Below are 13,850 nucleotides of genomic sequence, written 5' to 3'. Positions count from 1 at the left end.
CCGCCAGATCCAGTACCGCAGCAACCTCATCAACGGCTGCCTCACCGAAACCGGACTCACATTGACGACATCACGGCAACAACGTCAGTAGACGCCGTTCCTGACGGCGGACCGCCGGCCGCCGAAACCGGTGGTCCGCTTGCAGGACTGGTCGGTACGGTGAGCCGGTGCGCTTCCACGCCATGGCCTACTACAAGTCGCACTACGCGTGCGTCTCGTGCCGTGTCAGCTTCGAGCAGCATGCCTGTCCGCAGCGGGAGTACCTGTGCCCGAACTGTTCTCAATCCCTCATGTGCGCTGGTCACGACTTCGCTCCGCCGCCCAGGCGTGATGCCCGCAGTTGGTCTGTGGTGGCCGCGGTGCTGGGTGAAGGGCTGCGCTACGAAGGGTTGTCGGACTGCGGGTGCGGCAAGGAACCCGAGTACCGCCCGCGGACACGCGCTGAACTGCGGGTCCGTCAGTCCGTTGCCGCGAGGGAGGGCCTGCCGCTGCCCGAGTCGCTGTCCCGACCGGACCCCCTCACCCCGCTGCCGGGCTGATCTCGCAGCTCAGCCGGTGCGGGGGCGATGACATGGTCTGAAGCCGCGTCACATCAGTGCCGGAAAAGGCCTGCACCCGCTGCCCAGCGAGCCACGCCAGGGCTTCGTCCGGGAACACCAGTTGTGGGGCTCCGAGACGGGCCGTGGGTGGCATGCCGGCGGGGCGGGCTCTTCTGGGAGGGGCGCGCCCGGGGCATACAATGGCGAAGTGATCTTCGAGCAGGCATCCCCGTTACTCCGACCGGAATCGTCCCGCGCTCCCGAGCTGCAGGTGGTGGCGCTTGACCCCGGGGATCCGCGGACGGAGACCGATCTCTACCCGCTGCTGCGTCAGCTCCGCCCCGGCCTGACCCCGGATGCGTTCAGGCGGCTGCTCGCCGACGGATTCGCGCAGGGACTGCGGTACCTCGTCGGCTACGCCGCCGACGGCACCCCGCTGGCCGCCGTCGGTTACCGCGTGCTGGCGACCAGCCGCGGCCGTATCGTCTTCGTCGACGACCTGGTGACGGCGGAGGAGGCGCGTTCGGGCGGCGTCGGAGGCGTCCTGCTGGGGGCCGTGGAGGACATCGGCCGGGCGGCCGGCTGCACCGCACTCGAACTGGACTCGGGCGTGAGCAACGCCGCGGCCCATCGCTTCTACCACCGGCACCGCATGAGCACCCTCGCCTTTCACTTCGCCAAGCCGCTCACTACAGAGACGGAGCGTTGATGGCTGCCCCGACCACGCAGTCGCCGCCGGACCTGCCACCAGACATGAATGCGGCCTACGTCATCGCCCCCGGCCCCGCCGAGGCGATCTGCCACGGTCGGCTTCCGCTGCCGGAGACCGGCCCTACCGATGTCCTGGTCCGGGTGCGCACGGTGGCCGTCAACCCCGTGGACACCTTCGTACGGTCCGGCGCCTATCCCACTCCCATGCCCTCACCGTTCGTCATCGGCCGCGACCTGGTCGGGGAGGTCGCGGCGGTGGGCCCCGGCGCGATCGGCTTCACGCCGGGCCGGCGTGTGTGGTGCAACAGCCTCGGACACGCCGGCCGACAGGGATCCTTCTCCGAGTACGCCGCCGTCGCCGCGGACCGGCTCTATCCGGCCCCGGACGGCGTGGATCCCACCGACCTCGTCGCCTCCGCCCACCCCGCCGCCTCGGCCTGGCTGGCCCTTTTCCGTCACGGGCGGCTGGAAGCAGGGCAAACGGTGTACGTCGGTGGCGGGGCCGGTAACGTGGGCTCCGCGGCGGTGGCCCTTGCGGCGGCCGCCGGAGCCCGTGTGGTCGCGACCGCGCGTCCTGAAGACGCCGACGCTGTACGGGCGCTGGGCGCCGCCGAGGTCGTCGACTACCACGCACCCGACGTGCCCGGACGGCTGCGAGAAGCCGCACCCGGCGGCTTCGACGTCCACCTGGACACCTCAGGGCACGACGAACTCGCCACCTCGATCGACTTGCTCGCCCATGCGGGGCGCCTGGTCGCCATGGTCGGCCTGCACGACACGCCCGTGCTGCCAGTGGGCCGGCTCTACACGCGCGACGCGAGTATCACCGGCTTCGCCATCAGCAATGCTTCCACCGCCGACCTCGCCCGAGCGGCCGCGGGCGTCGCATGGCTGCTGCGCACCACGCCCTGGCGGCCTCGCATCGCCGATCGCCTGCCCCTCTCCCAGGCCGCCGGGGCCCACCGGCGCATCGAGGGTGGCCATGTACGGGGGCGCCTGGTCCTCGACGTGTAGGGCAGAACGTCTCTCACTACCAAGAGTCGACGGTATCGGCGGCTACGACGGCCGGTTGGCCGTTGTGAGACCGTGCTCCATGCGGTGAGGCGGTTGGTGGCCGGCCCTGGGGCGGGATACGTGGCGCCCCCTGCGAACCCCCGGATGCACGCGTCGCCGTAGGGAGACGCTCGGGGTTCCGGTCGGCTATGCCCAAGTGGCGTTGCAGGTATGCCCAAGCGATGTTGCAGGCGGTGTTCGATTGCTGCCCGGCGGACGATGGTCTGGTTGCAAGCCGACCCGCCGTCAGGACCCTGCTGCGCCACATGGTCGGAAGCCGCTGCGCATGTTCCTGGATGAGGCCACGGCGACGGTGAAGCCCCGCTCGCGGTGGGCGCGCGGTCACCGGACTCCCTCCGCAGCCGTCCCGTACGGACCGGACCACCCGGCTTCCACCCTGATCAACTCGCGCTCCCCGGGCGCGATTTCAGCGGATGCCGACCGTGGGTCTCGCCGACCTTGACCAGTGTCCGCCGGACGGCGCGGGCTCGGCTCAAGGGCCGGGCCCGCGCGATTCGGACGCTGACCGAGGCGGCCGCCGCCTTCGCCTCCCGGCAGCAGGTCCCCGGACGAGCGACCGTCCGAGTGGGTCGAGGACCTGGGAAGTGGTCCCCAGAAGACGTGGTATCAGGCCACGTACCAACGAAACCAAGCCACTTACCCCGATTGCAAAGAAGTCTGTGCACAGAAACCTATGCAAAGAAGTCTTTGTTAACTAGCTTGGGGGCATGGAACATCCCGAGCAGCCCCCCCAGGTCCAACTGAACGCTCGCAACCTGCGAGGCGTCGCGCATCCGCTACGCGTGCGGATACTGACGGTTCTGCGGACGGAGGGACCGGCCACGGCCACGACGCTCGCCCGGCGCCTGGACCAGAACACCGGCGCGACCAGCTATCACCTGCGCCAGCTCGCCGAATACGGCTTCATCGTCGAGGCGCCGTCCCGCGGCGGGCGCCGCGAGCGCTGGTGGCAGGCGGCGCACGTCAACACGGTCGTACCGGACGACTCGGTGCTGGCCGACGGAGAGGGCCTCGGCTCCGCCTACCTGCAGGCACTCGGCCAGGTCTGGTCCGACGCGATGACGACCGCCATCGAAGCGACCGCCTCGCTGCCGCCGGAGTGGCGCGAAGCCCAGGACTTCGGCGATTACGTGCTCACACTCACCCCCGCCGAGGCCCAGGAGCTGTCGGCCGACATCCACCGGCTGCTCCGCCGACGCAACTCGGCGCCGGAACCCGCGGGTTCACCACTGCCCGAAGGCGCGGCGCGGGTCGCCTTCCAGTTCCAGTTGTTCCCGACCGGTGCGGACCGGCACGTCTCCCACCCCCCAGACTCGGAGTGAGAAAGATGACCTCTCGGCACGCGGCCGCCCAGCAGGCGGCGGACAGCGCTACGCGCACGCCCTCCCCGGACGCTCCGGCCGACGGCCCCCGGGTCCTTCGCGGACTGGTCGGCATGCTGTCGGCCAACGCGGCGGCCCTGTCGGCCAACCGGGTGCTCTCCATCGCCCTGCCCTGGTTCGTCCTGACGACGACCGGCAGCGTCGGCAAGACCGGCCTGGTCGCCTTCTGCCAGATCGTGCCGTACGTGATAGCGCAGGCGCTGGCCGGGCCGATCATCGACCGGATCGGCCCCAAGCGCATCAGCGTCGCCGGCGATCTGGCCTCCACCGTCGCGACGGCCACCGCCCCGTTGCTCTACCTCACGGGACACCTGTCCTTCGGCCTGCTGCTGGGACTGCTGGCCGTGGTCGGTGCGGCGGACGGCCCGGCCAACGGCGCCAAGGGGCTCTTCGTGCCGGCGGCGACCCGCGCGGCCCGAGTACCGCTGGAACGGGGGACCGGCCTGTCAACGGCGGTCGAGCGGACCGCGACGACGATCGGGCCGGCCATCGCCGGCGTGGTCGTCGCCTCCTTCGGCAGCCTCTACGCCCTGTGGATCACCGCCTGCCTGTTCGGCGTGTCCGCGCTGGTCGTCTCCACCACCCTCAGCGACCCCGCGCCCGAGCCGCACGAGGCGCCGGTCGAGGAGGCCGAGGGCTATCTCTCGCGGCTGCGGCAGGGCGCCGTGTTCCTGCGCGACGCCAGGCTGCTGCGGTCCATCGTGTGCATGCTCGCCGCCACCAACCTGCTCGACCAGGCGTTCATGTCCGTGCTGCTGCCGGTCTGGGCGAAGGAGACGGGCAACGGCGCGGAGGCCGTGGGCCTCGTGGTCAGCGTCTTCGCCGCGACATCGATCGTCGCCGCGCTCGTGACCGCGGGAGTGGGCGAGCGGCTGCCCCGGCGTGCCGTCTACCTGATCGGCTTCACACTGGGCGGCGTCCCGCGCTTCGTGGCCATGGCCACGGGCGCGCCGCTGTGGCTGGTACTCGCGGTGCTGGCGATGGGAGGCCTGGGGTCGGGGTTCGTCAACCCGATCGTCGGGGCCGTGACGTACGAGCTGATCCCCACCCCGCTGCTGGGACGCGTCAAGACGCTGGCCCAGGCCGTCACCTGGGCGGGCATCCCGTTCGGTGGGCTGCTGGGCGCGGGACTGGTGACGGTGGTGGGCACCTCGGGTGCGCTGTGGATCGTGGGCGGGCTCTACCTCGTCGCCATCGGCGTGCCGGCCCTGAACCGGGGGTGGTCGGACATGCGCAAGCGGACGGTGTCCGAGGCGAGTCCCGTCGGTACCGCGCACGAGAACGGGAGTACATCCGGTACGGCGCCCGCCCCCGGAGCGGAGGTGGCCGGGGCAGCCGCCTGAGCCGCGGTACGGAACCGGCACCGGCCGGGCGGGGGGACCGCCTCGGCCGGCGCGCCGGCTTCCTGTGCCCGTTCCGGCCGGTGTGCCCGTCTCCCGCGTCCACCCTGGCCGGGGCGCCTGCTCCCTGCGTCAGCCCCGGCCGGTGTGCCTGCCTCCGGCGCCCACCCTGGCTGGAGTGCCTGCTCCCTGCGTCAGCCCCGGCCGGTGTGCCCCCGCCTGCGCCCCTCGGCCGGCGTCCGCTCCGCGCGCCCGCTTCCCGCGCCCGTCTCACCACGGCGCGCGGGACTCCGCCCGGCGCTGAACGTCCACCTCGCCCCACGCCCGATGGTCGGGACCGTCGAAGCCCGAGGAGCAGGAGAGTCGACGCCCGGGGCAGAAGTACTCCACGCCTGAGCGGCGGAAGGACCCACGTCCGAGGGGCGAAGTACCTACGCCCGTGGGGCGGAAGGACCCACGCCCGAGGGGCGGAAGTGTCCACGTCCTGCGGGCAGAAGTAACCAGTTATCTCCTCAAGATCGCTCTGCGAGCATCGGATCCGGCTGAGTTTCCGAGGGGTTTTCGCGAACGGTCGACGACGAGGAACTGGTGGACACATGACGACGAATCCGATGATGGCCGCGGCCTCCGGACAGGTGGCCGAGCAGGGCGGTTTCTCCCCGGCTGAAGCCCGCATCGCCGCGGTGTGGCATGCGGTGACCGGTACCGAGGTGACCGCGGCGGAGGACGAATTCTTCCGACTGGGCGGAACCCGCTCGCAGGCTGCGGAAATGGCCCGCCGGATCGCGGAGGAATTCGGTTCGGAATTCGGCGCGGAAGTGCTGCCCGAGCCGTTGACGGTGCGGTCGGTGGCGTCCTTCCTCGCGGAGGAGGCCTTGCTGAGGGCCCGGCGACTGTTCGAGTCGTGTGCCTCCGACGACCAGGAGGCGGTGGACGCCATGGGCGCCCTGGTGGGAGCCGGGGTGTCGGACGACGCGCCCGTCATGTCCCGCGCGCCCCGCGACGGGCGTCCGCTGCCGCTGTCGTTCGCGCAACGCCGGCTGTGGTTCCTGGACCAGTTGGAGCCCGGCCGGGCCGAATACCTGATCCCCATGGGACTGCGCATCCGCGGCCCGCTGGACGTCCCGGCGCTGCGCGCGTCGCTGTCGGAGCTGGTGGCCCGGCACGAGGTGCTGCGCACCCGCTTCGTCAGCGACGTGGACGGCAACCCGGGTCAGGTCGTCGACCCGCCCCGGCCGCTTCCCCTCGCCGTCCACGACCTGCGGTCCGTTGCCGGAGATCACGCGCGCGAGGAGGCGGCCACCGCGCTCGTGGACACCGAGGGCTTCCGCCCGATGGACCTCGGCACCGGACCGATGGTACGCGCGCTGCTGATCCGGCTGGCCGACGACGAGCACCTCCTGTCCCTGACGGTGCATCACATCGCCTTCGACGGCTGGTCGGCGGGGGTGCTGTCGCGGGAGCTGACCGAGCTGTACGGCGCACGGGTCGCGGGCAGGGCCGCCGACCTGCCTGAACCTCCCCTCCAGTACGCCGACTTCGCGGTCTGGCAGCGTGAGTGGTTCACCGGCGAAGTGCTGGACGAGCAACTGGACTACTGGCGCGAGCGGCTGGCCGGGATCGAACCGCTGGAACTCCCCACGGACCGCCGACGGCCGGCGCGGCACAGCGGCAAGGGCGCCATGCTCACCTTCCGCGTGCCCGCGGAGACCGCCGACGGCGCCCGCAGGCTCTCCCACGAGACCGGTGCGAGCCTGTTCATGACTCTCCTGGCGGTCTTCCAGGTGGTGCTGTCGCGCTACAGCGGCCAGGAGGACATCGCGGTCGGTACCCCGATCGCGGGCCGCAACCGGGCCGAGATCGAGAACATGATCGGCTTCTTCGTCAACACGCTGGTCATGCGCACCGACCTGTCCGGAGATCCGACGTTCACCGAGTTGCTGGACCGGGTCAAGGACACCGCACTCGGCGCCTACGACCACCAGGACCTCCCCTTCGAACGCCTCGTGGAGGAGCTGGCACCGCAGCGGGACCTGTCGCGCAATCCGCTGTTCCAGACGATGTTCGTCCTCCAGAACACCCCCGACAGCCGGTCGTGGGAGCTGCCCGGCCTGACCGTCCGGCAGCTGGACGTGTCCGCCCAGGACTCCAAGTTCGACTTCACCTTCTACGCCACCGAGGCCGCCGACGGCGCTCTGGACGGCACCGTCGTGTACTCCACCGACCTGTTCGACGAGGCCACGATGGTACGGCTCGCCGGGCACTTCGAGACGCTGCTGGCCGCCGCCTGCGCCACACCGGACACCCGGCTGTCCGAGCTGGAGATGCTGACCGCCGCCGAGCGCCGGACGATCCTGGCCGAGTGGAACGGCACCGACACCGACGCCCCGGACACGCTCACCGTGACCCGGCTGATCGAGGAGCGGGCCGCTCGCCGGCCGGAAGCGCCGGCCGTGACCTGCGGCACCGACCGGCTCACCTACCGGCAGCTCGACGAACGGGCGGAGCGGATCGCCGGGTGGCTGCGCGAGCACGGCGCCGGACCGGGCACCCTGGTGGCGGTCTGCCTGGACCGCGGTACGGACATGGTGTGCGCGCTGCTCGGCATCCACAAGTCGGGCGCGGCGTACGTGCCGCTGGACCCCGCGTACCCCACCGACCGGCTCGTCTACATGGTCGAGGACAGCGGCGCCCCGCTGATCGTCACCCAGTCCGCGCACACCGGCCGTCTGCCCGCCGGTGCGCCGACGCTGCTGCTGGACGGGCCCTGGCCCGAGCCGCCACACGCCCCCTCCGCCGGTCAGGTGGCGCAGGCCGGTCCGGACGACCTGGCCTACGTGATCTACACCAGTGGTTCCACCGGCCGTCCCAAGGGCGTGCAGATCACCCACGGCGCGCTGCGGGCACGGATGCGCGAGACGTGCCGCGAGCTGGAGCTCACCCCCCGGGACCGGGTCCTGCAGTTCGCGTCGATCGCGTTCGACTCGTCGGTGGGCCAGCTGTTCGCCCCGCTCGTCTGCGGAGCCGGTCTGGTCCTGCGCGACGACGCCTGGGACCCGGGCCGGCTGGCGGCGGCGCTGCACGAGCACCGGGTCACGGTGGCCTGGCTCACCCCGTCGGCGTTCGGGGCGCTGGCCGCCGACCTGGACGGGCCGGACGCGCTGGGCCCGGAGCTGCGACTGGTCCGGCTCGGCGGCGAGGCGCTCCAGCGGGAGCAGGTCCGGGAGTGGTTCCTGCACTGCGCGGTGCCACTGGTCAACGGTTACGGACCCACGGAGGCCGCGCAGGAGGCGACGACAGCGAGGATCACCGGACCCGTCGACCGGGTGCCGATCGGCCGGCCGGTCGCCAACGCGAAGGTCTTCGTGGTCGACCGCCACGGCCGGCCGGTACCGGTGAGCGTGCCGGGCGAGATGTGGATCGACTGCCCCGGACTGGCCCGCGGATATCTCAACCGGCCCGAGCTGACCGACGAGAAGTTCACCGTCGTGGACGTGGACGGCACACCGCGACGCGTCTACCGCACCGGGGACCACGCCCGGTGGCTGCCGGACGGGCGGCTGGAGTTCGTCGGCCGCGCGGACAACCAGGTCAAGCTGCGTGGCTACCGCGTCGAACTCGGCGAGATCGAAACCGCGTTGCTCGCCCACCCCGCGGTCACCGGCGCCACCGTCATGCTCCGCGAGGACGTTCCCGGCGCACAGCGGCTCGTCGCGTACGTGGTGCCCGCGGGCCCCCTCGACACGAGCGCGCTGCGCACCCACCTGCGGCGCGACCTGCCGGACTACATGGTGCCCACGGCCTTCGTACCGCTGGAGCGCATCCCCCTCACCCCGAACGGCAAGACGGACCGCCGGGCGCTCCCCGCCCCGGCCTCCGACCGGTCCGGGCTGGGCGCCGTGTACACCGCGCCGCGCACCGACGCCGAACGCACGGTGACCGAGGTGTGGTCCGAGGTGCTGGGCGTCGACCGGATCGGCGTGCACGACGACTTCTTCGCGCTGGGCGGGCATTCGCTGCTGGCCACGCGGGTCGTGTCGCGGCTGCGCCGGCGGCTCGGCGCCGATGTCCCGGTGCGCACGCTGTTCAGCGCGCCGACCCCGGCGCTGCTGGCCGAGGCCGTGACGGAGCTGGGCGGCACCGGTGCGGACCGCATCCCGCCGGCACCGCGCGACAGCGGCCCGCCGCCGCTCAGCTTCGCGCAGCAACGACTCTGGTTCCTCGACCAGTTGGAGCCGGGCCGCGCCGAGTACCTGCTGCCCTTCGCCTTCCGTATCCGCGGCCTGCTGGACGTGGACGCACTCAACGCCGCGTTCACCGCGGTGGTGGCACGCCACGAGATCCTGCGCACCCGGTTCGGCACGGACGACGCCGGCACACCGGTACAGCTGATCGACCCGGCCCGGCCGGTGCGGATGCTCGTACGGGACCTGCGCGGGACGGGTGACGCCGCCGCCCGCGAGGAGGCCCTGGAGGAGGTGCTGCGCGAGGACGCACTGCGGCCGGTCGACCTCGGCACCGGACCGATGCTGCGCGCGCTGCTGGTGCGACTGGCCGACGAGGAGCACGTCCTGGCGGTCACCGTGCACCACATCGCCTTCGACGGCTGGTCGGTGGGCGTGCTGGTACGCGAGCTGTCCGCGCGGTACGCGGAAGCCGTCTCGGACCGGTCCGACACGCCCGGACCCGGACCGCTGAACGTGCAGTACGCCGACTACGCGGTGTGGCAGCGCGCCTGGCTGACCGGCCCGCCGCTGGAGCGCCAACTCGCCTACTGGACCGAGCGCCTGGACGGACTGGAACCACTGGAGCTGCCGACCGACCACCCCAGGCCGGCGGAGCGCGGCGGACGGGGCGAGGCGGTCCGGTTCTCGGTGCCCGCCGAGATCGCCGCCCGCGCCCGCGCGGTGTCCGCCGAGAGCGGCGCGAGCCTGTTCATGACCCTGCTGGCGGCCTTCCAGCTGCTGCTGGCCCGCTACAGCGGGCAGCGGGACATCGCGGTCGGCACCCCGATCGCGGGCCGCAACCGGGCCGAGACCGAGGACCTGATCGGCTTCTTCGTCAACACGCTGGTCATGCGCACCGACCTGTCCGGAGATCCGACGTTCACCGAGTTGCTGGACCGGGTCAAGGACACCGCACTCGGCGCCTACGACCACCAGGACCTCCCCTTCGAACGCCTCGTGGAGGAGCTGGCGCCGCAGCGGGACCTGTCGCGCAATCCGCTGTTCCAGACGATGTTCGCGTTGCAGAACGCACCGGGCGCGGACGCCTGGAACCTGCCGGGCCTGTCGGCGGAACCCGTCGAAGCCCCGGTCCGGGACGCCAAGTTCGACCTGTCGATGTACCTCGCGGAGGCGGCGGACGGCACCCTGGACGGCGCCATCGTCTACGCCGACGACCTGTTCACCGAGGACACCGCCCGCCGCATGGTCGGCCACTTCACCAACCTGCTGGCCGCGGCCACGGCTCGCCCGCACAGCACGCTGTCCGAGATGGAGATGCTGGACGCCGGCGAGCGGCACCGCATCCTCACCGACTGGAACGACACCGCCTCGCCCGTCCCGCCGGCGACCCTCCACGGGCTGTTCGAACAGCGGGCGGCCCAGACCCCGGACGCGGTCGCCGTCGTCTGCGGCACCGAGACCTTGACGTACCGCCAGCTCGACGAGCGGGCCAACCGCCTCGCCCACCGGCTGCGCGCCGTGCCGGGCATCGGTCCGGACGTACCCGTCGGCGTCTGCCTGGAACGCTCGCCCGCCATGGTGTGGACACTGCTCGGCATCCTCAAGGCCGGCGCCGCCTACGTGCCACTCGACCCGGAACACCCCGCGGAGCGGCTGGCGTACCTGGTGGCGGACTCCGGCGCGCCGCTGATCGTCACCGACACGGCGCACGCCGCCCTGCTGCCCGACGGCCCGCAGCCGCTGGCCGTGGACCGGCCCGCCGACCTGCCGGACACCCTCCCCACGGACACGCCGGAACCCGTCGCGGAACCCGGCGACCTCTGCTACCTGATCTACACCAGCGGCTCCACCGGCCGTCCCAAGGGCGTCCGCATCGAACACCGCGGAGTGGTCAACTACCTGGCCGGCATGCAGCACGCGTTCCCGCTCGCCCGGGGCGAGGGGTTCCTCCAGGCGACACCGCTGTCCTTCGACGTGTCGGCGTACGAGATCTTCTGGCCCCTGTGGCAGGGCGCCACCGTCGTGCTGGTGCCCGGTTCCGACCGGCTCGACATGGCCGAGGTGTCCCGCCTGATGCGCGCCCACCGCGTCGTCGGCCTCCACTTCGTGCCGAGCCTGCTGGACCTGTTCGTCTCCCGGGTACGGCCCGAGGACTGCACACACCTGCGGTATGCCTTCGCCAGCGGCGAGCCGCTCCAGCCGACGCTGGTGAGCCGGTTCACCGAACGCTTCCCCGGCGACCTCGTCAACCTGTACGGCGCCACCGAGGTCTCGGTGGACACGACGTACTGGCGGGCTTCGCGCACGGACCCGGCCGGACCGGTCCGTGCGGGCCGGCCCATGCTCAACCAGACCGTGTACGTCCTCGATCCGGACCGCCGTCCCGTACCCGTGGGTGTGCTCGGCGAGGTGTACCTCGGTGGCGACAGCGTCGGACGCGGCTACCACCGGCGGCCCGAGCTGACGGCCGAGCGCTTCGTCGCCGACCCGTTCCGCGGCGGCCGGATGTACCGCACGGGCGACCTCGGCCGGTTCACCGCGGACGGCGAACTGGACCTGCTGGGTCGCATCGACCGTCAGGTGAAGCTGCGCGGCGTCCGGGTCGAGCTCGGCGAGATCGAGGCGACCCTGCTCACCCATGACCCGGTCGGGGCCTGCGCGGTGGTCGTCCGGGAGGACACACCGGGCGACAAGCGGCTGGTCGCCTACTGCGTGCCCGCGCCCGGCGGCACGCTCGACGCCGGCGAGCTGCGCGAGTGGGCCGCCGCACGCCTGCCACGCGCCGTGATGCCGTCCGCGTTCGCCATCCTCCCGGAACTGCCGCTCAACCGGAACGGCAAAGTCGACCACGCGGCACTGCCGGCCCTGGGGAGCGGCGGCGACGGCACGGCCGGATACACCGCACCGAAGGACGAGATCGAGGCGGAGATCGCCGGAATCATGGCCGCCGTGCTCGGCGTCGAACGCGTGGGAGTCCACGACGGGTTCTTCGACGCCGGCGGTCACTCCCTGCTCGCCATCCAGCTCGTGAACCAGGTGGAGTCGGTGACCGGAGTACGCATCGGCCTGCGGCGCCTTTTCCAGTCGCCCACCGTCATCGGCATCAAGCAACAGCTCATCGAATCGTTCGACACGCAGGAACAGGATTCCTGAACCGGCGGCCCACTGCCCACGCGACAAGACGGAAGAGGACGGAACACCATGGGCGAGAACTCGGTCGAGGCACGGCTGCTGTCCCGCATGCGGCGGCGCGCGCAAGCGACCCGGATCGTGCGCGCCGACCGGAAGGCCGAACCGCAGCCGCTGTCGTTCGCACAGCAACGGCTGTGGTTCCTGGACCGGTTGACCCCGGACAGCGCGGACTACCTGGTGCCGACGGCGCTGAGGGTGCGCGGTGCGTTGGACGTCACCGCCCTGGGCACGGCCCTGTCGGGTCTGGTGGCCCGGCACGAGGTCCTCCGGACGGCGTTCCCGGCGGACGACAGCGGCACACCCCGACAGGTGATCACCGGGCCTTGGCCGGTGGACGTCACGGTCCACGACCTGCGGGCCGAGCCGGACGCGGAGACCCGCGCGGGCGAGCTGCTGCGCGCCGAGGCCACGCGGCCGTTCGACCTGGACGCCGGCCGGCTCCTCCGCGCCGACGTGGTCCGGCTCGCGGACGACGACCAGTACCTGCTGCTGATGCTGCATCACATCGTGTCGGACGGCTGGTCGTCCGGGATCCTGGCGCGCGAACTGCGCGAGCTGTACGCGGCCGCTGTCACCGGGCGCGAGGCGTCGCTGCCGGAACTGCCGGTCCAGTACGCGGACTTCGCCGTCTGGCAGCGGGAGCAGCTCAGCGGTCGGTCGCTGGAGAGGCAGTTGGCCTACTGGCGCGAGCGCCTCGCCGGTGTCACACCGCTCGACCTGCCCATCGACCACCAGCGTCCGGCGCTGCCGAGCGGCGACGGAGACGTGGTCACCTTCTCGGTGCCGTCGGAGGTGACGGAGGCGCTGCGGGCGACGGCGAGCGGGCAGGGCGCGAGTCTGTTCATGACGCTGCTGGCCCTGTTCCAGATCGTGCTGGCCCGCTACTGCCGCCAGGACGACATCGCGGTGGGCACCCCGATCGCGGGCCGCAACCGGGCCGAGACCGAGGATCTGATCGGCTTCTTCGTCAACTCGCTGGTCCTGCGGACCGACCTGTCCGGCGACCCGACGTTCACCGAGTTGCTGGACCGGGTCAAGGACACCGCCCTCGGCGCCTACGACCACCAGGACCTCCCCTTCGAACGCCTCGTGGAGGAACTCGCCCCCGACCGGGACCTGTCCCGCAACCCCCTCTTCCAGACGATGCTCGTCCTCCAGGCGCCCGGCGGCGCGGAGGGCCGGACATGGGAGCTCACGGGCACACGCATCGAGCCGGTCGAGATCGAGCGGGGTGTCGCCAAGTTCGACCTGACGCTCACGGCGGTCGAGACGGCGGACGGCCTGCGCGCGGTGCTGGAGTACCGGACGGATCTCTTCGAGCGGGCGACGGTCGAGCGGTTGGCCGGTCATTTCGCGACGCTCGCCGCGTCGGTGGCGGCCACGCCGCGGGCGCGGTTGTCCGAGCTGAACATGCTGACGGTGGGG

7 protein-coding genes are annotated in these 13,850 nt (G+C 72.0%); all 7 read left to right on the top strand.

The features are described 5' to 3' along the window. The first annotated feature begins 167 nt into the window (after positions 1-167). Complete coding sequence (locus tag ACZ7N4_RS38710) at positions 168-539, top strand: hypothetical protein (protein ID WP_471368628.1); 372 nt, start codon at positions 168-170, stop codon at positions 537-539. Between the two features lie 208 nt (positions 540-747). Then, positions 748-1,248: a GNAT family N-acetyltransferase gene (locus ACZ7N4_RS38705; protein WP_471368625.1), complete on the top strand. Its 501-nt coding sequence runs from the start codon at positions 748-750 to the stop codon at positions 1,246-1,248. Between the two features lie 44 nt (positions 1,249-1,292). Beyond that, complete coding sequence (locus ACZ7N4_RS38700; RefSeq protein ID WP_471368630.1) at positions 1,293-2,264, top strand: NADPH:quinone reductase; 972 nt, start codon at positions 1,293-1,295, stop codon at positions 2,262-2,264. Between the two features lie 767 nt (positions 2,265-3,031). After that, positions 3,032-3,646 carry a helix-turn-helix domain-containing protein gene (locus ACZ7N4_RS38695; protein WP_471368623.1) on the top strand — a complete coding sequence of 205 codons (615 nt, stop codon included), beginning with the start codon at positions 3,032-3,034 and terminating at the stop codon, positions 3,644-3,646. 5 nt (positions 3,647-3,651) lie between these two features. Then, positions 3,652-5,049 carry an MFS transporter gene (locus tag ACZ7N4_RS38690; protein WP_471368620.1) on the top strand — a complete coding sequence of 466 codons (1,398 nt, stop codon included), beginning with the start codon at positions 3,652-3,654 and terminating at the stop codon, positions 5,047-5,049. A 593-nt stretch (positions 5,050-5,642) separates the two neighbouring features. Then, positions 5,643-12,386, top strand: a complete 6,744-nt coding sequence (locus ACZ7N4_RS38685; protein WP_471368617.1) for an amino acid adenylation domain-containing protein — start codon at positions 5,643-5,645, stop codon at positions 12,384-12,386. A gap of 48 nt (positions 12,387-12,434) precedes the next feature. Beyond that, positions 12,435-13,850: condensation domain-containing protein (locus ACZ7N4_RS38680; protein WP_471368613.1), on the top strand; the 1,416-nt coding region annotated here is incomplete at its 3' end.

It is taken from the genome of Streptomyces sp. NPDC107654 (genome assembly GCF_055639035.1).
The sequence above is the reverse complement of the archived record's forward strand: the minus strand, read 5'-3'. Positions and strand labels throughout refer to the sequence as shown.

Excerpts from the sequence above, each read along its gene's own strand:
- ACZ7N4_RS38700 (WP_471368630.1), top strand. The coding sequence starts at position 1,293 with ATGAATGCGGCCTACGTCATCGCCCCCGGCCCCGCCGAGGCGATCTGC.
- ACZ7N4_RS38695 (WP_471368623.1), top strand. The coding sequence starts at position 3,032 with ATGGAACATCCCGAGCAGCCCCCCCAGGTCCAACTGAACGCTCGCAAC.
- ACZ7N4_RS38690 (WP_471368620.1), top strand. The coding sequence starts at position 3,652 with ATGACCTCTCGGCACGCGGCCGCCCAGCAGGCGGCGGACAGCGCTACG.
- ACZ7N4_RS38685 (WP_471368617.1), top strand. The coding sequence starts at position 5,643 with ATGACGACGAATCCGATGATGGCCGCGGCCTCCGGACAGGTGGCCGAG.